The following is a 23,115-nucleotide window of genomic DNA, read 5'->3' as shown; positions in this document are numbered from 1 at the left end:
GCGTGCGATATCAACTACTCCGGGTGGCTTTCAGCCGCATGGCGGTGCGTAGTCGAGCTGGGACAGGTGTCGGCGCCACACGTCCTCCGGCAGCACGCCCTTCGTCTTCGCGCAGATCCGGGCCGCCACTTGACCGAGGTCCAGCCGCCACACCCGCACGGTCGCGTCCACGCCGGTCGACACCAGCGTCCGGCCGTCCGGGTGGAACCGCACCTCGCGCACCCCGCCGGTGTGCCCGGTCAACGCCTGCCCGACGGCCGTGCGCGCGGCCACGTCCCACAGCCGGATCGCGCCGTCCTCGCCGCCGGAGGCCAACGTGCGCCCGTCCGGGGCGAACGCCACGCCGACCACCGCCTCGACGTGCCCCACCAGCGGCCCGCCCAGCGGCACCACGGCCGTCGGGTCCGACAGGTCCCACAACCGGATCGTCTTGTCGTCGCCCGCCGTGGCGAGCACCCGCCCGTCCGGGCTGACGTCGCCGTCCCGGATCGCGCCGGTGTGCCCGGTCAACGGTCGGCCGAGCGGGTGCGCGGCGGCGGGGTCGTGCACGTCCCACAACCGCAGCGTGTGGTCCGCGCTGCCGGTGATCAGCACCCGACCGTCCGGCGTGAACCGCGCGAAGTGCACGTACCCGCCGTGGCCCACCAGCGGCGCGCCCACCCGCCGCGGCGCCGACCGGTCGCGCACGTCCCACAGCTGCACGGAGTCGTCGGTCCAGCCGGTGGCCAGCAGGTCGCCGTGCAGCGCGATCGTGGACGTGTACCGCGTCTCCAACTCGAGCGGCGGACCGTACGGCCGCGGCGTGCCCGCGGCGGGGAACTCCCACAGCCGCACGTGCCGGTCGCTCGCGGTCACCAGGGTCCGGTCGTCGGCGGTCAACGCCCACACCACCTCGCCCGTCGACGTCACGGTCCCGGCCGACGACGTCGGCGCCGTCGGATCGGCGGTGTCCCACACCCGCACGGTCGTGTCGTCCGCGCCGGTGACCATCCGCCGCCCGTCGGCCGTGAACACCGGCCCGGTCGTGCGCGCGGAGTGGCCGATCAACACCGTGCGCGGCAACGACCACAGCCGCACGGCCGTGTCCTGCGACCCGGTCGCCAGCCGGTACCCGTCCGGGCTGAACGCCACCGCGAACACCGTGCCGTTGCGACCGGTCAGCGGTCGGCCGATGGGCAGCGGCCGGGTCGGGTCGACGACGTTGGTCAGCCGGGCCGCGCCGTCCGCGCCGCCCGACGCGAGCACCCGGCCGTCCGGGCTGAACGCCACCGACCACACCGCGCCCGCGTGGTCGGCCAGCGGCCGGCCCAGCGGGGTGACGGCGTGCGGGTCGACCACGTTCCACAGCCGGACCGTGCGGTCCTCGCCGCCGGAGGCCAGCACGCGGCCGTCCGGGCTGAACGCCACCGAGTGCACGATCCCGTCGTGCCCGGTCAGCGGGGTGCCGAGCGGGGCCGGCGTGGCACCGAGGTCCCACAGCCGGATCGTGCCGTCGTCGCCCGTGGTCGCGAGCGTGCGCCCGTCCGGCGCGAACGCGACCGCGCGCACCTGGTCGGCGTGCCCGCGCAGGGGTTCGCCGAGCGGCACGGGCGCGGTCGGGTCGGCGACGTTCCACAGCCGCGCGGACTTGTCGGCGTTCGCGGTGGCCAGCGTGCGGCCGTCCGGCGCGAACGCGATCAGGTAGATCGTGCCGTTGTCGCCGGCGAGGGGCTCGCCCAGCGACCGGACCTTCATCGGGTCGGCGACGTCCCACAGCCGGACCGTGCCGTCCTCGCCGGCGGTCGCGAGCGTGCGGCCGTCGGGGGAGAACACCGCCGAGCTGACCCAGCCCTTGTGCGCCTGGAGCGGCACGCCGAGCGGCTTGGGCGAGTCGGGGTCGGACAGGTCCCACAGCCGCACGGTCTTGTCGTAGCTCGCGGTGGCCAGCGTGCGGCCGTCCGGCGAGAACGACGTCAGGTACACCGCACCCTGGTGCCCGACCAGGGGGGTGGCCAGCGGCGTGCCCTGCGTGGACAGCAGGCGGCTGTGCACGTCGTGGTCGTCCGGGCGCATGTCCCGGGCGACCAGGTCGAGCTGGGCGGACAGCGACGGGTCCGAGTCGAGCAGCCGGTCGGCCTCGGCGACGACCTGCCGGAACACCGCGTCGTCGCGTTGCCGCACGGCCAGCACGGCGGCGGTGACCGCGATGACCGCGAGGACGGCCACGACCACGACCGCGCCACGCCGGACGAACGCGTTGCGACGCCGGTGCTGCCCGGACACCGCCAGGAAGTCGCGGGCGACGGCCGTCAGCGCGGTCCGCCCGGCGGAGTCCGCCCAGGTCCGCGCGTTCTCCAGCCGCGCGCCCCGGTAGAGCAGTGACGTGTCGCGGTGCTGGGCGTGCCACGTGGTGGCGTCCTCCTCCAGGCGTTGACGCAGCAACTGGCCCGCCCGGTCCTGGTCGATCCACGTGCGCAGCCGCGGCCAGGCCTGGAGCAGCGCCTCGTGGGTGATCTCGACCGAGCCCGCGTCGAGCGTGACCAGCCGGGCGCGGGCCAGCACCTCCAGCGCCTCCTCGACGGCGGCCGGGGTGTCGGCGTGGCCGACGAGGTCGGCGCGGGTCGCGCGGCGCCGGGTGTCCTGGCTGTCCTCGCCGACGCGGACCAGGCGCAGCAGCAGCGGTCGCGCGGCGGCCTGCGCCGGTGCCGCGAGGTCCGCCCAGGCGCGTTCGGCGGTGGCCGCCACCGCGCCCTGGATGCCGCCCGCCGCGCGGTAGCCGGCGATCGTGAGCCGGCCCGCCTGGCGGCGTTGCCAGGTGGCGAGCAGGGCGTGGGAGAGCAGCGGCAACGCGCCCGCGTCGTACGCGCCGCCCGGCCCGGACCGCCCGTCGCGCACGCCGAGGTCGCGGCACAGCAGGTCGATCAGCCCGGTCTCCAGGACGAGCCCGGCGGCCTTGGCCGGGCGGGTGACGGCCTCGCGCAGCTCGGCGGAGGTCATCGGGCCGAGCACGAGCTGGCGGTGCTGGAGCGCGTCGGCCAGTTCCGGGTAGTCCAGGCAGCGGCCGTAGAAGTCGGCGCGCACGCCCAGCAGGACGACGGCGGGACCGCCCGAGGCGGCGTGCAGGACCCGGACGAGGGTGCGTACGGCGTCGTCGTCCGGGCAAAGCGTGAACGCCTCTTCGAACTGGTCGACGACCACGACGACCCGGTCGCCGCCCGTGCGTGCGACGTGCCGGGCGAACGCGGCTCGCACCTGTTCGGGTGACTCGTCGTCGACGTCGACGAGTTCGGGCACGCGGCGGAGGAGTTCCTTGAGCGGGTCGGCACCGGGCGTGACTACGACTGTTACCCAGTCGTGTGAACCGGGGAGGTCGAGCGCGCCCCGGCCGATCGCCGGGACGACACCGGCGCGGACCAGCGACGATTTGCCCGCGCCCGAGGCGCCGACCAGCATCGCGATTCCGCCGTCGAGTGCGGCGGCGCGCAGTCGGTCGACCAGGGCGGCGGTACTGCGTTCCCGGCCGAAGAACCAGTTCGAATCCTCGGCCTGGAACGCGGCGAGGCCGCGGTAAGGGCAGACCCCGATTTCGTCCGTGCTGGGCGGTTCGTCCTCCGGGCGCAGCGCCGGACTGGCCAGTGCGGCTTCCCAGAGTTCGCGCCACACGTCCAGGTCGTAAAGGTCGGGAATGGACGGCGGGCGGTTCTTCCGGGCTTCCCCGATCAGGATTTCCAGCACCACGGCCAACGCCGGGAAACGGGCCGGCACATTGCGGCCGCGCCGCCAGTCGCTGACGCGCTGGGCGGTCGCGCGCACCGGCCGGCCGCGCTCGTCGAGCCGCCTGGCCCGGCCGACGGACTCGGTCACCCGTTTGAGGGGCGGGTCGCCCGCTTCGGCGTACAGGAGCGCGAACCGCTCCGCGAACACCGCGCGTGGACCCGCGCCGCGATCGGGACTCGCCATCGGCAGGGGGCCTCCTCGCGGTCCGCCTTCCGGTCCGGAAAACCGGGGGAGGTCGGTTGACCAGCCGGTTCGCGGACCGGACGGGTCCGCGGAGTCCACCCTAACGACTTGCCCTGCCAAGCTCCGCTGCGAGTCGGCCGGTGTCCGGTCGACCGACCGCTGAGGGGTCCTGGGGGTCTCCTCAGCGGTGTCGTCGGGGGAGGTCGGACCACGACGTTGGTCCGACCTGCGGCACCCTGCTCCCGTGCTTTTCCGTTCCCGGTCCCGAACCCGGCGAAACCCGCGTCCGAAGCGTGCCGGCCCGTTCCCACCGGCCCCGTTCCCACCGGCCCCGCCCCGACTCCTGCCGGCCGACCGCCGGACGCGGGTCGCGCGTGCCGCCGGTATTACGGTTTGCGGCCCACTGCGCCGGCGATGCAATAGGACACCGCGTCCAATTCCTTCAGTCGCGGTCCGTCCGGCCACCAGTCGGCCAGGATCACCAATCCCGGTTCGACGAGTTCGAGGCCTTCGAACAGGCCCTCGAGTTCCGACCGCGTCGCGAATCGGCCGCTGCCCATCGGCGAGTGCAGGAAGGTCTGCTCCATCCGTCGCGCGATCGCCGAGTGCTCTTCGGTTTCCGGGTCGAAGAAGTGGCTGATCGCCACGTAGGAACCGGACGGAAGGGCGTCGATGTACTCGGCCATGATCTCCCGGGTGGTCGGCGACGTACCGTTGTAGTGGTGCAGCGTCCCGATCTGGAACAGTGCGATCGGTTCGGAGAAATCGAGGTGTCGTCGCACGACCTCGTCCTCCAGGATGCGGCGCGGTTCGAAGATGTCGGCCGCGGAGAAGTGCGTGCGGTCGTTCTCCTCCAATAACGCGCGGCCGTGCGCGAGCACCACCGGGTCGTTGTCGACGTAGACCACTCGTGCGTCCGGCTGAATGCGCTGCGCCACCTGGTGGGTGTTCTCGGCGGTGGGCAGGCCGGAACCGCAGTCGAGGAACTGGGTGATGCCGGTCTGACCGGCGACGAAGCGGGTCGCCCTGATCAGGAAGCCGCGGTTGTCGATCGCCAGGGTCGCGGCCTCCGGTGCCACCTGCTGGACCCGCCGCAGGACTTCCCGGTCGATCTCGTAATTGTCCTTGCCGTTGAGGAAGGCGTCGTAGACCCTGGCGATGCTGGCCTTCGTGGTGTCGATGTAGACCGGGGCAGTGGCGTCCGAACCCGGACCGGGCATTGGTGACCTCTCAGGGCGAATCAAGGGGGCGGTATCCGTGCACCAACCGCAAGCCACTCAGCGTAGATCTCTGGGTAGTTCGTGTGAGTGAGTGACATGCGACAGATGGTGGATGATCGAGGGTGTACGTTCAGTGACGATGCGATTTCCGGCCCCTTGAGCGCAACCGCTGTTCGGGTGGGCCGATCGCACCACGAGATGACCGTCGGGAGGGTCGACGATGTCCGACGCTGACGCCCCGGAGCGGGACAGCGGTCCCACCGCGCTGCGCATCGTGCTCGGCGCGCAACTGCGCAGGCTGAGAGAACTGGTGGAGATCACCCGCGCCGACGCCGGGTACAGCATCCGCGGTTCCGAGTCGAAGATCAGCCGGATGGAACTGGGCCGGGTCGGCCTCAAGGAACGTGACGTCGCGGACCTGCTGACCCTCTACGGGATGACCGACGCCGACGCGCGGGACAAGTTCCTGGCGATGGTCCGCCGGTCCAACGAACCCGGCTGGTGGAACCGGTTCACCGACCTGATGCCCGACTGGTTCCAGGACTTCGTCGGCCTCGAAGAGGCGGCGATGCGGATCCTGACCTACGAGGCGCAGTTCGTGCCGGGCCTGTTCCAGACCGAGGCATACGCCCTGGCCATCGCCTCGCACGGCCGTCCCGAACTGGCCGGGCCGGACGTGCGGCGGCGCGTCAAGCTGCGCATGCAGCGCCAGAAGATCATGTTCCGGCCGGGTGCGCCGCAGCTGTGGGCCGTGATCGACGAATCCGTGCTGCACCGCCCGATCGGCGGACGCCAGGTGTTGATCGACCAGATCGACCACCTGCTCGCGATGACCAAGGAACGCACGATCACGCTCCAGGTCGTGCCCTATCACCTGAGCGGTTACCAGGCCGAGGGTTCGTTCACGATGCTCCGGTTCGCGGAATCGGACCTGCCGGACGTGGTGTACCTCGAACACCTCACGAATGCGCTCTACCTGGACAAACAGGAAGAACTCGAAACGTACGGCCGGGCATTCGACCGGTTGACCGTGGACGCGGAGACACCGGACAGAAGTCGACAGATGCTCGCGAAGATCCGCGCGGCGCTCTGAGGGCTGGTCCGTCCGGGGGAGATTCGCCGTCCGCGTCTGCACGTGCATTTACCCGTGCGAGGGCCGGTGCTACGTTCCGTGCACAATCAGATGCACGTGCAGGTGCATCCTGTCCCATGGGTAGGTGACGAGAAATGGCCAACACGGCCCGCAACGGCATGTCGGCGGCTTCTCTCCAAGGTGTGACGTGGCGGAAGAGCGCCCGCAGCGGTGCGCTCGGCAACTGCGTGGAGATCGCCGAGCTGGCGGGCGGCGACGTCGCCGTGCGCAATTCGCGGTTCCCGGACGGCCCGGCCCTCGTGTACACCCGCTCGGAGATCACGGCGTTCGTCGCCGGGATCAAGGACGGCGAGTTCGATGACCTCGCCGGCTGACCACATCGGCCGGACGACATCCCAGCTCCGCCAGTTGATCGCCAGGGGGTTCCGCTTCCTGCACCCCCGTGACGCGCGCGGCGAACTCGCCGCCGTGGTCGGCGTCCGCGCGCACCACGCCGTGATCGACGTCGTGCGACTGCACACCGAGGACGACGTGGTCGCGACGCGCATGCCCGCCGACGAGGCCAACGTCCTGGAACCCAGCCGCTTCTCCTGGCGCCGCCGCGGCCCGGCGACGAGCGTGCTGGAGGAACTGCTCGACCTGCCCGACGACAGAACCGCCTGACCTTCCCGCGCACGTCAGCGGGACACCGGGTTCGACGGGCCCGCCGTTTCCGTCGAACTCTCGCCGACGGACGACCTGGGAGTAAGCGCCGTGAGCCAGGCACCGCGCCCGCAGCCGGCTCGCCTCCCACGCACTCCGCGTTCGTCGCTCGTGGTGCGAAGGCCGTCACTCCCCAGTGTGACGGCCTTCGCACCGCCTATCCGACCTGCGAAAACAGTAGTTGTCCACAGACCTGTGCACACCTGTGGAGAATCGAACAGGCGTTCGACATCGGGTCCGGAGCGCCACCGGTCGCATCCGGGGTTCCGCCGCCGTCCCACCCCGCTCAGGCATCGCGTCGGTCGAACACCAGGACCGCCGGGACGACGACGAGGGCGGTCTCGGCGACGAAGACGGTGAACCCGAGCCAGGGTGCGACCTCGGCCGCCTCGGGCGGGGCGAGTGCCGACAACCCGATCAAGGTCGGCCACAGCTCGCCGACCGTGTCGACGAGTCCGGGCACGAGCGGTAACACCACCAACGGCACCACGTAGACGACGCCGATCACGGCCGGCACCGACATCGCGGTGTTGCGGATCAGCAGGGCGAGCGCCGTGGCGAAGACACCGAGCACGGCGAGGTAGGCCCCGGCACCGAAGACCGCGCGCACCAGGGACCACCCCGCTTCGACCCGATCGTCGAGGACGCCCGTCGTCAAAGCCGAGGCGGCGACCGCCACCACGACACCGACGACGAAGCCGACCACCGCGATCGCGACGAACTTGGCTCCGGCCAGTTGGAAGCGCCGGGGCGCCATCAGCAGCGAACCGCGGATGCCGCCGTGCGTGTACTCGCCGGCCGTGCCGACCACGGCGACGACCGCCACGGCCCCTTGCACGAGCAGCACCGCGGTGACGATCGGCACGATCAGCCGGCCCTCCGGCGTCTGCGACAACGCGGCCCCGTCAGCCTCCGCGAGACCCCAGGTCAGGGCGAGGGCGGGCAGCAGGAACGCGGCCAGCGTCCACTTCACGGACCGGCGGGTGCGGATCTTCACCAGCTCCGCCCGGACGACGCGGTGCGCTTCAGGCATGGTTCCACTCCGGCTTCCCGCGGAATTCGACACTGCTCTCGGTGGCGTCGAGGAACGCCTCTTCGAGCGAGGCGACCTCGTCGGCGAGGCCGTGGACGACCAGTGACGCGCGTGCGGCCAGGTCGCCGATCGCGTGCCGTTCCATCCCGGACACGAGCAGCACGCTCGTGCCGACCTGGTCCACGTCGGCACCCGCCGCCGTCAACGCGTCGACGAACGCGCGCGCGTCCGGCGTCTCGACCCGGACCCGGACGCCGACGGTGTCCGCGATGAAGTCGGCGGTGCGCGCGTCCGCGACGAGCCGACCGCGCCCGATCACCACGAGCCGGTCGGCCGTCCCCTGCACCTCGGCCATCAGGTGTGACGAGACCAGCACGGTCCGGCCCTCGTCCGCGAAGCCGCGCAACAACTTCCGGACCCAGTGCACGCCGGCCACGTCCAGGCCGTTCAGGGGTTCGTCGAACAGCAGCGTCGGCGGATCGCCCAGCAGCGCCACCGCCAGGCCGAATCGCTGTCGCATGCCCAGTGAGAACTTCCCGATCCGCTCGCGCGCGGCCTCGGTCAACCCGACGAGGTCGAGCACCTCGTCGACCCGGGCGACCGGGATGCCGTGGGAGACGGCGAGCACGCGCAGGTGGTCGCGTGCGGTGGTGCGGGGGTGGGCGATCCGCGTGTCCAGGACCGCGCCGACCTCCCGGAGCGGGTGGTGCAGCTCCGCGTACGCCCGACCGTTGACGGTGGCGGTTCCCGCCGTCGGCCGGTCGAGGCCGAGGACCATGCGCATGGTCGTCGACTTCCCGGCGCCGTTGGGTCCGAGGAAACCGGTGACCGTGCCCGGTCGTACGACGAAATCCAGGTCGTCGACGGCGACTTTCCGGCCGAATACCTTGGTGAGGCCGACTGCCTCGATCATGGCGCCTCGCTTGGAGTCGGGTACTTGGACGGGGTCGGCGTGGGCGACGTTATCGACGTCGAAGGCCGGCAAGTGGCCGATCGGGTGATTCCGCGCCGGCTGTAATCGCCGCGGCGGCGGACGCCGGTTCCGGTGTATTCCGCCGAGCGGTCACGGCGGGAGGTGTCGGTGTCGCACCCGCGCTCGGGAGAGGGTCGCGCGGCCGTCGGGGTGCGGCACGAAGGCGCGCACCGCGTTCCGTCCCAGTGGTCGGGAGTCCACAGAGGAGCACGGTGACAACGTGGTCAGTCCGGACCTCGACCCGTTGAGACACAACCGTTCCGCTCGCGGTCGGTCCACCCGGTCGTTGACATTTGCCCGACGGAACGCGCGGGACGGCGTCGTGGACCCGTTGCGGCGGAGCTTCTCCGGACATCGGACGTACGACACGGACGCCGTGTCGCGAGTCGCTTCCGCCCGCTTCCGGAGGGCGGGGCCGGGGTCGCCGTGCCGTGGCGTCCGGATCGCCGTAGTCGGGCGGACCTGTCTGTGGGGTCTCACGGATCCGACGGTGCTGTACAGGCGTTTTCCCTGTACGGCGCCACAAGGCAGCGGCAGGGGAGTGCGGCACGGTCACGTGGCCACGTCGGCTGCCGGTCTCCTTGCGGCATTCCGAACAGTCGGCGACCTTCGGGTGACGGATCGGTGATCCGGACATAGAGGACATAGTGCTCAACCCCTGTCCGGGGTCGCGCCCGCCCATCGCCCGAGGACGAACATCCCAAAGCCGACACGGAGGGAACCTCAACGGGGGCAAGGGAAGCGAGGCCGGGGCGTTCCACTATGGACCCCATGTCCCGATGTTATGGACTATTGGTATTACCCCCTTCGAGCCAGGGGTGCTCATAGTGGTCTCCGCCGATCATCCGACCGGTACCGACGACCCCCGAAGGGCAGCTGCCATGACTCCACGCTCCCAGTCGCGTGCCGGGTCCGCCCGAGGGCGTCCGGTCGTCATCTCACGCCGGCACGTCGCCGCGTGACCTGATCACCCGATCCGGACCGCCGCGTCGCGGCCCGGACCGCGTGCGTCGCCGCCCGATCCCGGACCCTGCCTGAAGTCCGCCGTGCGGCGACAAGCTCCACGGCGGCCCACGCACCGACCGTGCCGACGGCCGCCACTTTCCCTGCGTGCGAGGAGCACCCATGAAGCACAAGACGATGACGGCCGGGCTCGCCCTGGCCGTCCTCGCCGGCACCGCGTTCAGCGTGGTGTCGGGTTCGGCTGCCGCGGCGGAGCCGCAACAGCCGAAGCCGGACGCGCGCACGTTGGCGGTCGCTGCCGCCGACGTCGCCGCGTCAAGCGGTCTGGACGCGTTGGTGAAGGGGCCGGGCGAGACCTACTCGCGCGACCTCGTCACGCCCTACCTCAACGACCTCTACTCCGTCAGCTACCAGCGCAGCTACCGCGGCCTGGCGGTCGTCGGCGGCGACGCCACCGTCCTGGCCGACGGCCAGGGCCGGGTCAAGGCCGTGCTCGGCGCGACCAAGACCAAGGTGCAGCTGCCGTCCACCAACGCCAAGGTCGGCAAGGCGGACGCGGAGAAGGCGTCCCGCGCGTTGCAGGGCAAGACCGAGAAGGTCGAGTCCTCGCGCCTGGTCGTCAAGTTCGTCGGCGACACCCCGCGCCTGGCGTGGGAGCACGTGCTCGTCGGCACCACCAAGGACAACGGGCCCAGCCACCTCAACGTGTGGGTCGACGCCGACTCCGGCGCCGTCCTGGACAAGGTCGAGGACGCCGCGCACGGCACCGCCAACGGCGAGTGGAACGGCACCGTCCCGATCGACACGGACAACACCGGCAGCACCTACCGGCTGTCCAACCAGACCAAGCGGCCCGGCCTGCAGTGCGCGGACTACAGCACCGGCACGGTGTTCTCGAAGTCCACGGACACCTTCGGCAACGGCTCGGAGACCAGCAAGGAAACCGGCTGCGCCGAGCTGATGTACGCGGCGCAGAAGGAATTCGACATGCTCCGCGACTGGTTGGGCCGCAACGGCCACACCGGGTCCGGCGGCAGCTGGCCCGCGAAGGTCGGCCTGGACCAGCAGAACGCGTACTGGGACGGCTCGTCCATCACCATCGGCAAGAACGCGGCCGGCAAGTGGATCTCGTCGATGGACGTCGTCGGCCACGAGTACGGCCACGGCCTCGACCAGAACACCCCCGGTGGCACGTCCAGCGAGGCGGGTCTCGGCGAGGCGACCGGTGACATCTTCGGCGCGCTGACCGAGGCGTACACCAACAACCCCAAGGACACCCCGGACTACCTCGTCGGCGAGACGATCAACCTCACCGGCAGCGGCCCGATCCGGAACATGTACAACCCGTCGTTGGTGAGCAACGACCCGAACTGCTACAGCTCCTCGATCCCCAACACCGAGGTGCACAAGGCGGCCGGTCCGCTCAACCACTGGTTCTACCTGCTGGCCGAGGGCACGAACCCCGGTGGCGGCAAGCCGACCAGCCCCACCTGCAACAACACCACGCTCACCGGCGTGGGCATCAAGGACGCGGGCCGGGTCTTCTACGGCGGCATGCTGCTCAAGACCAGCGGCATGACCCACAAGAAGTACCGCATCGCCACGCTGACCGCGGCGAAGACCCTCGACCCGAGCTGCACGCTGTACAACCGCACCAAGGCCGCCTGGGACGCGATCTCGCTGCCCGCGCAGTCCGGTGAGCCCACCTCGTGCACCCCGTCGGGCAACAACGACTTCTCGCTGTCGCTGAACCCGTCGTCGGGCTCGATCAACAAGGGTGCGTCGGGCACGTTCTCCGTGGCCACGCAGACCACGAGCGGCAGCGCGCAGAACGTGTCGCTGTCCGCGTCGGGCCAGCCCTCGGGCGTGACGGTGAGCTTCTCGCCGTCCTCGGTGCAGTCGGGCGCGTCCTCGACCGCCACGGTCTCGGTCGGCTCCTCGGTCGCCGACGGCACGTACACGATCACGGTCAACGGCCAGGGCTCGCTCAGCCACACCGCGACCTACACCCTGACCGTGGGCGGCGGCAACCCGGGGACCGGCAACCCGCCGAACATCGACGTGACGGCCGTCCAGGCGCACCTGACCCAGTTCCAGTCGTTCGGTTCCAACCGGCGCGCGGGCAGCTCGGGTTACACGCAGTCGGTCGCGTACGTGAAGCAGAAGCTCCAGGCGGCCGGTTTCCAGGTCTCCGAGCAGACCTGCTCCAGCTGCACCTACGTGTCGAACAACCTGATCGCCGACTGGCCCGGTGGCGACACCGCCCAGACGATCATGTTCGGCGCGCACCTGGACAGCGTCTCGGCCGGTCCGGGCATCAACGACAACGGCTCGGGCTCGGCGGCCCTGCTGGAGAACGCGCTCCAGCTCGCGGCGAAGAACCCGACCATGCTCAAGCACGTCCGGTTCGCCTGGTGGACCGACGAGGAGCAGGGCCTCAACGGCTCGAAGTACTACGTCTCGCAGCTCAGCTCGACCGCCCGGTCGCAGATCAAGGCGTACTACAACTTCGACATGGTGGCCTCCAAGAACGGCGGCTACTTCATCAACAACATCGGCACCGCCGCGGCGGCGCCGCTCAAGGCGTACTGGGACTCGCTGTCCCTGCAGCCTGAGGAGAACGTCGAGGGCGCGGGTCGTTCCGACGACTACTCGTTCCAGAACGCGGGCATCCCGTCGTCCGGTTACGCGACCGGTGCCTCGGCGCGCAAGACCAGCGCCCAGGCGACGAAGTGGGGCGGTACGGCCAACTCGGCGTACGACTCCTGCTACCACAGCGCGTGCGACACGACGAGCAACATCAACGCCACGGCCCTCGACCGTTCGGCCGACGGCATCGCCTACACCATCTGGAAGCAGGCGGTCGGCAACTCCACGCCGACCAACGACTTCTCGGTGTCGGTGAACCCGGGTTCGGGCACGGTCCAGCCGGGCGGTTCGGCGACGGTGGCCGTGGCCACACAGACGACGGCCGGCCAGGCGCAGACGGTGAACCTGTCGGCCACGGGCACGCCCAACGGCGTGACGGTGACCTTCAACCCGTCGTCGGTCCAGACCGGTGGCTCGTCCACCGCGACGATCAACGTCGGCGCGTCCACCGCGCCGGGCTCCTACACCCTCACGATCTCGGGTGTCGGCTCGGCGACCCGGTCGGCGAACTACACGCTGAACGTGGGCGGCTCGTCGGGTTGCACGGCGTCCGACGTCGTGCGCAACGGCGGGTTCGAGAACGGCGCGTCGCCGTGGACCGTCACGTCCGGCGTCATCGACAGCCAGGCGGCGCAGCCCGCGCACGGCGGCACCTACAAGGCGTGGCTCAACGGCCGGGGCTCGACCCTGACCGACAGCGCCGCGCAGACGGTGACCATCCCGGCGGGTTGCTCCAACTCGGTGCTGACGTACTGGCTGCACATCGACACGGCCGAGAACGAGCAGGTGGCGTACGACACGCTGACCGTGAAGGTCGGCGGCGCCACGGTGGCCTCGTACTCGAACCTCGACTCGAACTCGGGCTACACCCAGGTGAGCCTGAACGTCGGTCAGTACGCCGGTCAGTCGGTGAGCATCTCGTTCGTGGGTGTGGAGGACGCGAGCCTCCAGACCAGCTTCGTGATCGACGACGTGGCGCTGACCACGGGCTGATCCTGAAGTGACCGAAGGCGGGGTGGGTGCGACGGCGCACCCACCCCGCCTTCGCATGTCCGCGCAGGTGGAAGCCGCCCGACGAAAGACTCCGGGCTACCGGGCGGACCTCGCCATGCGGTGGAGCCGGTGGCGTGCGGGTCGCTTCCGCGGTGGATGATCGGACCATGTCGCCGCGCCAGTCCAGCAATCGGATCCGCCGGACCGAGAGGTGGTTCGTCAGCCAGGGCACGCCCACCATGATCGAGGGATACGGGTTCGCCACCCACGTCCTGCCCCGGATGCTGCCCGCGCTCGGTCTCGTGACGTTGGCCAGTCTCGCCTGGCTGGTGCCGCTCAAGTCGGCCGGGCCCCAGCGGTGGGTGCTGCTGGCCGGTGTGTTCGGCGCGACGGTCGCGGCGTGGTTCGTGCTGCGCGTGTTCGCCCTGCGCCTGCCCCGGTTCACGAAGGGGGCGCGTCTGGTGATCCTGGCGACGTACGCGTCGATGCCGGTGGCCGTACCGCTGCTGCAACTGCTCGTGGACGACACCGTGACCCCGCCGGGTGGGAGCGTGGTCGGGTTGCTCGGGTTCGTCATCTTCTTCGCGGTGGTCTTCGTGGTCACCTTGGTGGCCACCACCTACGGCACGGGCACGCTCGTGCGGCGTGCGATCCGGCACACGTTCTACGACCTGCGCAACAGCGTGCGCCTGATCGGCAGGGCGTTGCCCGTGATGTTGTTCGTGACGCTGTTCCTGTTCTTCACCGGCGAACTGTGGCAGATGATGAACCAGTTGGACGGGTGGCGGTTGCTGATCGTGGTCGCGTTGTTCGTCGCGATCACCGTGTTGGCCTCGGCGGCCCGCCTGCGCGACGAGATCGGCCGGGTGGAACAGGACCTGAGCCCGGAGCGCCTCTCCGCGGCGTGTCAGGGCACACCGTTGTCCGACGTGTCGATCGAGGGGATGCTGCACGCCACGCCCTTGAGCGGTCGACAGAATCGGAATCTGCTGTTGGTGTTGGCCACGCGGCAGCTCGTGCAGGCCGGTGTCGTGGGACTGGCGTTGTTCGCGTTCTTCCTGGTGTTGGGGTCGGTGATGATCACGCCGGAGGTCGCCGAGCAGTGGATCGGCGGACCTGTCGTCCAGTCGCGATTGGTACCCGGCATCCCGGTCGCGTTGCTGAGCAACGCCACGCTGTTCGCCGCGTTCGGCAGCATGTACTTCGAGATCACCTCCATGAGCGATGTCGAACACCGCCAGGAGTTCTTCGCACCGATCATCGACGAGGTCGAGCGCGTCCTTGCCGTTCGCGCGGTGTACCTGGCCGAGCGTTGACCCCCTGCGGCGAACAGGCCGGAGTCGACGGGGATCTCATGGGGTCATGAGCCGAACAAGGGAGCGACCAGCCGAACAACCGCGCCGCCGAGTCCGGTCCGGTGAGGTCGTCCGGCAATGGCCACGTCGGCGGGCCCCGGGCGGGGCACACGGCAGATGGGCACAGCTCTGAGCAGGGATTTCTTGAGGGACGTCTGGTCGTCGAGCGCCGGGTGTCACTCGATAGGCGTGGTGGAGCAGCTTCGGTTGAGCATGTCGCAGCAAACGCACATCCGCGCCACGGGGTGGCCGCGGAAGCCCGCGAGTTCGCGGATTCCGGAGGACGGCCGGTCGGGAACCCGGGGGTGGGGGGTTTGCGGTGGTCGAGTCGAGGTGTGCGGGTTCAGGACCCCGGTGTTGGAAACCAACCCGATTCCGCGCCTGAAGTGGAGCCCGCCGAAAGCCGAACGGGAGATCGACCCACGTGTGGTGGCCAATCCCGTCCAGGCCCGGACGCTGCTGAAGGAGGTCCGCAGCGTCCGGCGTGCCGGGCCACGTCTCGCGGCCTGTTACGCGCTGACGTACCACGCGGGCCTGCGTCCCGAGGAAGCCGTGAACCTGCGGCCGCGGAACCTCACGTTGCCCGCCGAAGGCGAACCAGACGCCTGGGGCGTGCCGCACCTCGAACGTGCCGCGCCGCATGCGGGCAGTCGGTGGACCGACTCCGGAGCGGTCAGGGACGAACGCGGACTCAAGCACCGGCCGGACCGCGCGGTGCGCCCCGTTCCCGTGCCGCCCGAGCTGGTGCGAATCCTGCGGGCGCACCTTGAGGAGTTCGGTACCGGCGACGACGGAAGGCTGTTCCGAGGTGAGCGAGGCGGGCCGGTTCCGGTACGTCTGTATGGCGCCGCGTGGCGGAAGGCCCGAGAACGGGTGTTCACCCCCGAGGTAGCCGCGGGGCCACTCACCCGACGGCCCTACGACCTGCGGCACGCCTGCGTGTCGACTTGGCTCAATGTGGGGTTGAGCCGACACGGGTGGCCGGGTGGGCCGGCCACTCCGTGGAGGTGCTGTACCGGGTGTACGCCAAGTGCCTGCACGGCGGCGACGAAGCCACTAAGCGGAAGATCATGGATGCCATGCGGTAGCCCAAGCATCGGCAAACTTGGGCAGCTATTGGGCAGAAACGCTCGCAGACGGCCGGATACAGCCGGACACAACCGGATGGGAAAGGATCGGCCCCTCGCTGCGTTTCCGCTGCTGAGGGGCCGATTCACCCGGCGAAAGGTGAGTGCCCCCGGCAGGAATCGAACCTGCGACACACGGTTTAGGAAACCTCGTGGTGCACAAGACGTCCCGTGTGCCGTGACCAGCGCAGACCATCCTTTAGTCATCACGACGCAGTCCCCCCAGTCCGCGTGGAGTCCGCAGTCCGCCAGTCCGTGTCCGGTGGCCTTGCCGTGTCCGGCGGACACGATCCGTTGGCAAGGCGGCGAAGCCGTCGCGGCAGCCGATCGCCGTGCACAGCCCACGTTAGCCGGGCGACCGCGCGATCGTCCCGACCGATGAGCCTCCCAGCCCGTCGTCTAGATCGGCCACCCTCACGCGCCGCCTCCGGTCCACGTGCACCGGCTCCGCGCGCGGCCGACGGGCGAAGCGAAGCGGGAGCCCGGCGTGCCGCGATGTGGGGAGCCGGTGTCAACGGGGGGACCGCCCGACCGCGCGTCGCCGCAGGCGGCGTGCCTTGATCCCATAGAGCGGAATTCGGCAAAGTGCCAGCTCAAGAGCTGTGAAAGTGCCTGTGGCAGGGCTGGCGGCATAGGGTCGAATGGTGGATCTTGTCGCCTGGGCCTACTCGGTCGCATGGGGGAGGCTCGCTGAGCCTCTGCCTCGTCGGTGGGCGCATGTACAGGGTGTGGCGCGTCGGATCGCGCAGGCCGGTGGTTTGTTCACCCCCGCTGATCGGGAACTGGCAGAGGCGGCGGCGGTCCTGCATGACGTCGGGTACGCACCGGACGTCGTGGCGTCCGGTTTCCATCCGGTTGATGGTGCCCGCTACCTGGAAGAACAGGGATTTCCGGACAGGCTCTGCGCGCTCGTGGCGCGCCACTCGTGTGCGCACAGTGAGGCCGCGTTGCGGGAAGTGTCGGCGGACCTGGCCCGCTGGGAGGACGAGAAGACGGCGGTCCGGGATGCACTGTGGTGGGCTGACATGACCACCACGCCGGACGGTGGGCTGACGACCGTCGCGGACCGGATCGAGGAGATCCGGGAGCGCTACGGCCCCGATGACCTGGTGACGGCCTCCATCGGGCAGGCCCGGCCGGAGTTGGCGGCGGCGGTAGAGCGGACCGAAGAGCGCCTGAGGGCGGTTGGTCTTGGTCAGGTGGTGAAGTAGGGCGTCGTGCGGTTGTCGAAGCCGTGTTGGATGCGCAGGCGGATGGACGGGTGGATGGTGAGGGCTGCGAGGTCGTCGCGGGCGACCCAGCGGACCTCGCTGGACTCGCTGCTGGTGCGCAGTTCGCCGCCGGTCAGGCGGGCGCGGAAGCAGATGGAGAACTCTTGTCGGACTTCGCCGTCGGTGTAGGCGATGACGTGGGCGGGGTCGGAGTAGATGCCGATGACGTCGGTGGGTTCGACGTCGTAGCCGGTTTCCTCCTTGATCTCGCGGACGACGGTGCGGCCGATGGGCTCGCCGACGTCCTGTGCGCCGCCGGGGATGGAGTACAGGTCGTTGTCGGTTCGGCGGATCATCAATAGGCGGTCGGTGGGGTCCTGGACGATGGCGCTGACTGCCACCCGAATGCTGTTCGGCTTCGGGGCGTTCGGGTCGTTGAGGTAGTCGATCCGGCTCATGGCTTCGACCTTGTCAGAACGTGGCGCGCTTCGCGCCCGCCCAGACGGTCTCCAGGCTCTCCGAGTACGTCTCGAACAGGTCCCCGGCGGACAGGCGGCGCAGGTGGAGCGCGGGGGCGTGGGCGCCGGGGAAGCCGTAGACGTGGGTGTTGACGATCATCTCGTCGTCGAAGCGGAACACCGAGTTGTAGAGGGTCGTCTTGTGTAGGCGGACCTCGATGCCGGGGACTTCGGCCAGCGGGCGGACGAAGGCCAGGGCGTTGCGGATGCGGGCTGCGACGGTGCCTTTGCCCAACTGCTCCTCCTCGCTGCGGCGGGCTGCCTCGCGGGCGGCGGGGTCGCCGAAGAGGAGACGGACGCGGGTGCCTGTCGCGGCCTTGTTGCGCAGTTCCTTGGCGAACGTCGGGCGTTCGACCAGGAACAGGGCTGCCAGGGACAAGACCTCGATGTGTTTGGTGGCGTCGCCGAGTAGGCGGTCCCACAGGTCTGCCGGGATGTTGTTGCGGTGGGGATAGACCTTGACGACTTCGGACTCGGCGATCTCGACTTTGCGGTCCGCGGCCACCGCATCGGGCCAGAGGTAGTTCTCCGTTTCGCGGACCATCGAGGCGATGGTATGGCGATGGCGTGGGTAGGGGACGCGGCCCTTGGTGATCCAGCGTTCGACCGTCTTGGGGTCCACGCCGGTTGCCCGCGCGACGTGGTCGAGGTCCAAACCGTTGCGCAGCAACGCTTCTCGTAGGCGTTCGTTGGCCACTGTGCACTCCTGTGGAGACGGCTAGGGACGTCTTCAAGCTAGCAGGGACGTCCTCAGAAGTCCCGCTATGCGGTGCTTGCGTCCTCGATTTCAGCGGAAAGTGATCGCTGTCGAGGTGCCGGACGTCGGGTCCGGCCGACACTGATCACGAGGAGCAAGACGGTGGCGATCACAGGTGGAAGCAGGCTTCCCACGCCGCACGACTTCGTATTTCCGCGCGGTGCGCTGGTGATGGGCGTTGAGCCGGTGCTCAAGTTCCAGTCCGCAGAAGAACGGACGAAGGGGCTGCCGGTCGAACAGGAGACGGACAAGGAGACGGGCATGCTCGTCTGGTCCGTGCTGGTCATCGACCAGGCGGCGGACCGGAAGTCGGACGCGGCGGTCACGGTGAAGATCGCGGCGGCCCACCGGCCGGTCCCGCCGGAGGCTATTCCGGGGACGGATGTCCGGCCGGTGGTGTTCGAGGGGCTGACGGTCACGCCCTGGATCGACGACAAGACGTGCCGGGGGAGCCACGGCGGCGAGCGGCACCGGTGCCGGGCCAAGCTCGGGTACAGCCTGCGCGCGTCCGGCATGAAGCCGGTCGTCGTCAAGACCTCCTCCAAGGCCGCGTGACCGCGTGGCTCCTGACATGGTGCGGGTCCACGTGACCGCCGACCTGCCGATCCGGCCGGTCGCCCTGCCGTTCGCGGATCGGGTGGAGCTGCGCTTCGGCAAGGCGTTCCCGGCCGTCCTCGTGGTCGACCGGGGCGCGTTGCCCAGGCTGATGGCCGCACTCGCGGAGGCTCAGTCGGCCTTGGAGAGCAAGGAGCCGGAGAGCGGTGGGATGTTGTGAACGCGGCGAAGCGGTGGGCTGCTGCGCACGAGGCACGGACGTTGACCGGGGCGCATGAGGCGTTGGGGCGGGTGATGCCCGCTCCGAATGCGGAGGCGTCGGTGTGGGTGTCGTTCCACCAGGCTGCGGCGAAGGTCTACGACCAGGTCGCCGAGGCCGATCAGCGGCACCACTACGAGGCCAGGGCGTGGGCGCAGTGCGAGCGCAACCGGCTTGACGCCCTCATGGGTGGCTCGGGGGAGGTGTCGGGCGATGACGACGAGTGAGTCCGCTTCGACGCCGTGGGTGCGGGGTGCCAGGTTCGGGTGGAGCAAGCCGGCGGACTACTCGGTGCGGTTGTTCGTGGTCGTGATGGACGCGGTGACCGCCGATCCGGAGCGTGTCTGGTCGGTCTCGGAGTTGGCTCGGGAGAGCGGGGTCAAGCGGTCGACGGTGCGCCTGGTGTGCGCGGATCTCGCGGCGTCGGGTCAGGCCAGGGTGAGCCACAAACAGGGCGAACCGAGCCGCCTTCTGCCGACCAAGCTCTACCGGGTCCGGCCCGAGTGCGTCACGGCGTGGGTGTCGGTCTGGCGGGACCGGTTCTACCGGGCGGATGCCTTGACGGACGCGGTGATGGGTGCGCGGCTGGCCGACGGGCTCGCCCGAAGTACGGACGCGATCGGGTACTCGGTGTACTCGCTGGAACAGGTCGTGGGTCGGCTGTTGGCCGGTGGGCGTCGGTCGTGGACGGCCCGGGACTTGGGTGACACGGCGGGGCTGAACTGCTCGACGGTGCGGCTGGTGTGCCGTGATCTGGTCGCCGTGGGGCATCTGACGGTGCGGATCGAGGAGGACGCCACGCGGTCGATTCCGCGCAAGTTCTTCCGGCTGACCGACGCCGGGCGCGCGGCCTGGCGGGAGAGGTTCGAGAACAACGGATGACGGTCGGGGTGCGGCGTCGGCCGTGCCCCCTCGTCCAACCGAATAGGACGACCACCGGTGGTGTGGTCGTCGGCGGAAGTCCTCAAGTCTTGGCGGGCCCGGGGACTGTCCACCGACGACACATCGACCGGTTTCCTCACGCGTTTTCGTTGACACACAAGGGGTTTCGGTCATGTCAAGCGTAGTGCTCCCCGGGGGTGGCGCGTCAAGTCGCGGCACTGCCCCAACCGAGTGGAAGCCGTCCGACCGCACCGCTGCCGGGGGTGCGCGATGAGCGGGCGGTGGGTCGATCCGGCCCCGTTCGAGGGCGCCCGGCCGCGTGTGCCGTGGTGGATGTTGATGCCGGGACGGCTGCGGTGGTTGGCCGTGCTGGTCTTCCTGGTGTGGTCGCTGGTCGTGGCGGTGGTGCGGCTGGTGTTCGTCGTGCTGCGGTACCCGATCGCCGCCGTGGTGCTCGCGGGCTCGGCGTGGGTCTGGTGGCGGTTCGGGTTGTCGCCGTTGGTCCTGGCGTTGTTGTCGCTGGTGGCGGCCCTGGAGTTGTGGTGGGGGCTGTGGCGGCGGTCGTTCCTGCGGTGGTTCTGGCTGCGGGTGGTGACGGAGTGGCGGCGGGCGACGGTGTACGTGCCCCGGTGGCGGTCGGTGGTGCGGTTGTCGGGCCTGGTCGGTCGGGACCGGGGGCGTGAGTACCGGCCCCGGTTGCGGCGGGTGCGGTCGGAGGGGTGGCGGGACCGGGTCCGGGTGCGGATGGTTCCCGGCCAGGCGCCGGAGGCGTGGGAGGCGCGGCGGGAGGGGTTGGCGCACTCGTTCGGCGCCCGGTCGTGTCGGGTGCGGGTGCTGCGGCCCCGGGTGGTGGAGCTGGACCTCGTGCACTCGGACCCGTTGGCCCGGCCGGTCGCCGTGCCGCCGCTGGGCGGGGTCGAGGTGGACTTCCGCCGGGTGGTCGTCGGCGTGACGGAGTCGGGGCGTCCGTGGCGGCTGCGGTTGCTGGGCGCCCAGGTCCTGGTGGTCGGCGTGCCCGGCGCGGGCAAGGGCTCGGTGCTGTGGTCGCTGATCTGGTTCCTGGCCCCGGCGGTGCGGGCGGGTCTGGTCCGCCTGGTCGGCATCGACCCGAAGGGCGGGATGGAGCTGGGGCAGTGCCCGGAGGCGTTCGACCGCGTCGTCTACGACAACGGACCCGACGCGGTCGCGCTGTTGGAGGCCGTCGCCGCTGAGGTCAAGGAACGCGCTTCCCGCTACCGGGGTGTCCGACGCCTGTGGACGCGGTCGGCCGGTGAGCCGTTCACCGTGCTGGTGGTGGACGAACTCGCGGACCTGGTCGCCTACCAGCCGGACAAGGGCCTGCGGGAACGCGCGGTGCGGGCGGTGCAGACGATCACCTCGCAGGGCCGGGCGCCGGGCTTTGCGGTGGTGGGTCTGGTGCAGGACCCGCGCAAGGAGGTCGTCGGGTTCCGGCACCTGTTCTCCACCCGTGTGGCGCTGCGCCTGGACGAACCGGGCCAGGTGGACATGGTCCTCGGCGACGGCGTGCGGGAACGCGGGGCTGCCGCGCATGAGATCGGCGAGGACACCCCCGGTGTCGCCTGGGTGAAGCAGGACGACCGCCGCGAACCGGAGCGTGCCCGCGCCTTCCACGTGACCGATGCCGATCTGGTGGAGCTGCGCGACTACCTGACCTACGGCCAGGTCCACGAACTGCCCGACGACGGCGACCAGTGGCAGGAGGCGGCGTGAACGAGTACCGGACACGGGCCGACCGCATGCGCGACCCGGTCGCGTTCGACGTGGTGCGGGCGGTCGCCGAGGAACACGGCGTGTGCGTGCGTCCGTTGGCACGGGAACGGGTCGACCTGGACACCGGGCGGGTGGAGATCGTGCCGGTGGCGTGCGGGTCCACGATCGCGGCGGTCTGCCCGTCCTGCGCGGAACGCAACCGCCGGTTGCGCATGGCCCAGTGCCGCGAAGGGTGGCACCTGGCCCAGGAACCCGACTTCACCCCCGACCCGCCCACCGACGACCAGAAGGCACTCACGACCTACCGGGCCGACCTGGTCCAGGCGTACCGGCGTGCCGTGGACGAAGGGGACGACACCGGGGCGGAGGAAGTCCGCGACGAAGTCGCCGGGGTGGACGCCGAACTTCGGCAACTGGGAATCCGCGGTGCCCTCCCGCCCCTGGACCCGCGCCCTCGGATCGCGCGCCGGTCGACCAGGCGCAGGCAGGACGCACCGAACCTGCCCCGTCGTCCGGTCGCGAAACGCACGGTGGGCAGGGTGTTCGGCGGCCGGTACCAGCCGTCCACGTTCCTCACGCTCACCCTGGACAGCTACGGCCCGGTCCACGGCGACGGCACCCCGGTCGACCCGACGACGTACGACTACCGGCGGGCGGCGCGGGACGCGGTGCACTTCGCCGCGTTGTTGGACCGGTTCGTGCAGAACCTGCGGCGCTGCGTGGGCTGGGACGTCCAGTACTTCTCCACCGTCGAACCACAGCGACGGCTGGCTCCGCACTGGCACGCCGCGATCCGGGGCAGCATCCCGCGTGCCGAGCTGCGGGCGGTCGCCCGGGCCACCTACCACCAGGTGTGGTGGCCCGCCCACGACGAGATCAAGTACGGCGGCGACCACCTGCCCGTGTGGGATGCCCGCGCGAAGGGGTTCGTGGACCCGACCACGCGGACACCCCTGCCCACCTGGGCAGAGGCCCTGGACCAGGTCGACGAACCCGCGCACGTCGCCCGGTTCGGCGTCCAGGTGCACTCCAAGGGCATCCTCGGCGGCACCGAGGAAGCCGGACGCCACATCGGCTACCTGACGAAGTAAACCGCCAATCTCTTACTGGTGACTACAGAGCAGCTCTGACCTGGGCATATGTCAAGATCATCAA

At 70.3% G+C, this 23,115-nt stretch carries 17 protein-coding genes and 1 pseudogene; 12 read left to right on the top strand and 6 right to left on the bottom strand.

Annotated elements, in window-relative coordinates; translation table 11 throughout:
• Positions 1-30: 30 nt before the first annotated feature.
• Both F4559_RS29835 and F4559_RS29830 read right to left on the bottom strand, forming a co-directional pair.
• Positions 31-3,939 carry an nSTAND1 domain-containing NTPase gene (locus F4559_RS29835; RefSeq protein ID WP_184674388.1) on the bottom strand — a complete coding sequence of 1,303 codons (3,909 nt, stop codon included), beginning with the start codon at positions 3,937-3,939 and terminating at the stop codon, positions 31-33.
• Between the two features lie 386 nt (positions 3,940-4,325).
• Positions 4,326-5,159, bottom strand: coding sequence for an SAM-dependent methyltransferase (locus tag F4559_RS29830; protein ID WP_184674386.1), 834 nt, complete (start codon positions 5,157-5,159; stop codon positions 4,326-4,328).
• Between the two features lie 220 nt (positions 5,160-5,379).
• On the opposite strand from F4559_RS29830, the gene F4559_RS29825 reads away from it, so the two are divergent.
• The 3 genes from F4559_RS29825 (at position 5,380) to F4559_RS29815 (ending at position 6,915) form a co-directional block, all read left to right on the top strand.
• The gene (locus F4559_RS29825; RefSeq protein WP_184674384.1) at positions 5,380-6,252 is read left to right on the top strand and encodes a Sco1979 family transcriptional regulator; all 873 of its coding nucleotides are present in this window, start codon (positions 5,380-5,382) and stop codon (positions 6,250-6,252) included.
• Between the two features lie 134 nt (positions 6,253-6,386).
• Positions 6,387-6,626 (top strand): DUF397 domain-containing protein, encoded by a 240-nt coding sequence (locus tag F4559_RS29820; protein ID WP_184674381.1) that lies wholly within the window; start codon positions 6,387-6,389, stop codon positions 6,624-6,626.
• Entirely contained in the window at positions 6,610-6,915 is a 306-nt protein-coding gene (locus F4559_RS29815; protein WP_184674379.1) for a hypothetical protein, read from the top strand. Before F4559_RS29820 ends, F4559_RS29815 begins: the two co-directional genes overlap by 17 nt.
• Positions 6,916-7,240: 325 nt before the next feature.
• Here F4559_RS29815 and F4559_RS29810 read toward each other — a convergent pair whose 3' ends face one another.
• Entirely contained in the window at positions 7,241-7,987 is a 747-nt protein-coding gene (locus tag F4559_RS29810) for an ABC transporter permease (RefSeq protein ID WP_184674377.1), read from the bottom strand.
• Complete coding sequence (locus F4559_RS29805) at positions 7,980-8,900, bottom strand: ABC transporter ATP-binding protein (protein WP_184674375.1); 921 nt, start codon at positions 8,898-8,900, stop codon at positions 7,980-7,982. Before F4559_RS29805 ends, F4559_RS29810 begins: the two co-directional genes overlap by 8 nt.
• Positions 8,901-10,085: 1,185 nt before the next feature.
• Between F4559_RS29805 and F4559_RS29800 the strand changes: the two genes are divergently transcribed.
• The 3 genes from F4559_RS29800 to F4559_RS29790 all read left to right on the top strand — a co-directional run bounded on the left by F4559_RS29800 (position 10,086) and on the right by F4559_RS29790 (position 17,258).
• Positions 10,086-13,565, top strand: a complete 3,480-nt coding sequence (locus tag F4559_RS29800) for a M28 family peptidase (RefSeq protein WP_246445365.1) — start codon at positions 10,086-10,088, stop codon at positions 13,563-13,565.
• Between the two features lie 167 nt (positions 13,566-13,732).
• Complete coding sequence (locus tag F4559_RS29795) at positions 13,733-14,881, top strand: hypothetical protein (RefSeq protein WP_184674365.1); 1,149 nt, start codon at positions 13,733-13,735, stop codon at positions 14,879-14,881.
• A 1,894-nt stretch (positions 14,882-16,775) separates the two neighbouring features.
• Positions 16,776-17,258 (top strand): HD domain-containing protein, encoded by a 483-nt coding sequence (locus F4559_RS29790; protein WP_312865888.1) that lies wholly within the window; start codon positions 16,776-16,778, stop codon positions 17,256-17,258.
• Here F4559_RS29790 and F4559_RS29785 read toward each other — a convergent pair.
• The gene (locus F4559_RS29785) at positions 17,243-17,716 is read right to left on the bottom strand and encodes an NUDIX hydrolase (protein ID WP_184674361.1); all 474 of its coding nucleotides are present in this window, start codon (positions 17,714-17,716) and stop codon (positions 17,243-17,245) included. The two genes, F4559_RS29790 and F4559_RS29785, sit on opposite strands and share 16 nt — an antisense overlap.
• A 13-nt stretch (positions 17,717-17,729) precedes the next feature.
• A complete protein-coding gene (locus F4559_RS29780) occupies positions 17,730-18,473 on the bottom strand; it encodes a DUF5919 domain-containing protein (RefSeq protein ID WP_184674359.1) in 744 nt (247 codons plus the stop codon).
• Positions 18,474-18,635: 162 nt separating this feature from the next.
• Here F4559_RS29780 and F4559_RS29775 point away from each other — a divergent pair, with 162 nt between their 5' ends.
• The 6 genes and pseudogenes from F4559_RS29775 to F4559_RS29750 form a co-directional block, all read left to right on the top strand.
• On the top strand, positions 18,636-19,088 hold the full coding sequence (locus F4559_RS29775; RefSeq protein WP_184674357.1) for a plasmid replication, integration and excision activator: 453 nt from the start codon (positions 18,636-18,638) through the stop codon (positions 19,086-19,088).
• A gap of 4 nt (positions 19,089-19,092) precedes the next feature.
• Positions 19,093-19,308 (top strand): hypothetical protein, encoded by a 216-nt coding sequence (locus tag F4559_RS29770; RefSeq protein WP_312865887.1) that lies wholly within the window; start codon positions 19,093-19,095, stop codon positions 19,306-19,308.
• Positions 19,305-19,574 (top strand): AMED_5909 family protein, encoded by a 270-nt coding sequence (locus tag F4559_RS29765; protein ID WP_184674355.1) that lies wholly within the window; start codon positions 19,305-19,307, stop codon positions 19,572-19,574. The genes F4559_RS29770 and F4559_RS29765 overlap by 4 nt, the downstream gene beginning before the upstream one ends.
• A complete protein-coding gene (locus F4559_RS29760; RefSeq protein WP_184674353.1) occupies positions 19,561-20,229 on the top strand; it encodes a helix-turn-helix domain-containing protein in 669 nt (222 codons plus the stop codon). Before F4559_RS29765 ends, F4559_RS29760 begins: the two co-directional genes overlap by 14 nt.
• 270 nt (positions 20,230-20,499) lie before the next feature.
• A complete protein-coding gene (locus F4559_RS29755; RefSeq protein WP_184674351.1) occupies positions 20,500-21,960 on the top strand; it encodes an FtsK/SpoIIIE domain-containing protein in 1,461 nt (486 codons plus the stop codon).
• A 26-nt stretch (positions 21,961-21,986) separates the two neighbouring features.
• Positions 21,987-23,048 (top strand): annotated as a pseudogene (locus F4559_RS29750) (replication initiator); the annotation flags it as partial.
• Positions 23,049-23,115 lie beyond the last annotated feature (67 nt).

This window comes from Saccharothrix violaceirubra, assembly GCF_014203755.1.
In the GTDB taxonomy this organism is placed as follows: Bacteria; Actinomycetota; Actinomycetes; order Mycobacteriales; family Pseudonocardiaceae; genus Actinosynnema; species Actinosynnema violaceirubrum.
The sequence above is the reverse complement of the archived record's forward strand: the minus strand, read 5'-3'. Positions and strand labels throughout refer to the sequence as shown.

Coding starts and splice junctions, on each gene's coding strand:
- F4559_RS29835 (WP_184674388.1), bottom strand. CDS start 3,939: ATGGCGAGTCCCGATCGCGGCGCGGGTCCACGCGCGGTGTTCGCGGAG.
- F4559_RS29830 (WP_184674386.1), bottom strand. CDS start 5,159: ATGCCCGGTCCGGGTTCGGACGCCACTGCCCCGGTCTACATCGACACC.
- F4559_RS29825 (WP_184674384.1), top strand. CDS start 5,380: ATGTCCGACGCTGACGCCCCGGAGCGGGACAGCGGTCCCACCGCGCTG.
- F4559_RS29820 (WP_184674381.1), top strand. CDS start 6,387: ATGGCCAACACGGCCCGCAACGGCATGTCGGCGGCTTCTCTCCAAGGT.
- F4559_RS29815 (WP_184674379.1), top strand. CDS start 6,610: ATGACCTCGCCGGCTGACCACATCGGCCGGACGACATCCCAGCTCCGC.
- F4559_RS29810 (WP_184674377.1), bottom strand. CDS start 7,987: ATGCCTGAAGCGCACCGCGTCGTCCGGGCGGAGCTGGTGAAGATCCGC.
- F4559_RS29805 (WP_184674375.1), bottom strand. CDS start 8,900: ATGATCGAGGCAGTCGGCCTCACCAAGGTATTCGGCCGGAAAGTCGCC.
- F4559_RS29800 (WP_246445365.1), top strand. CDS start 10,086: ATGAAGCACAAGACGATGACGGCCGGGCTCGCCCTGGCCGTCCTCGCC.
- F4559_RS29795 (WP_184674365.1), top strand. CDS start 13,733: ATGTCGCCGCGCCAGTCCAGCAATCGGATCCGCCGGACCGAGAGGTGG.
- F4559_RS29785 (WP_184674361.1), bottom strand. CDS start 17,716: ATGAGCCGGATCGACTACCTCAACGACCCGAACGCCCCGAAGCCGAAC.
- F4559_RS29760 (WP_184674353.1), top strand. CDS start 19,561: ATGACGACGAGTGAGTCCGCTTCGACGCCGTGGGTGCGGGGTGCCAGG.
- F4559_RS29755 (WP_184674351.1), top strand. CDS start 20,500: ATGAGCGGGCGGTGGGTCGATCCGGCCCCGTTCGAGGGCGCCCGGCCG.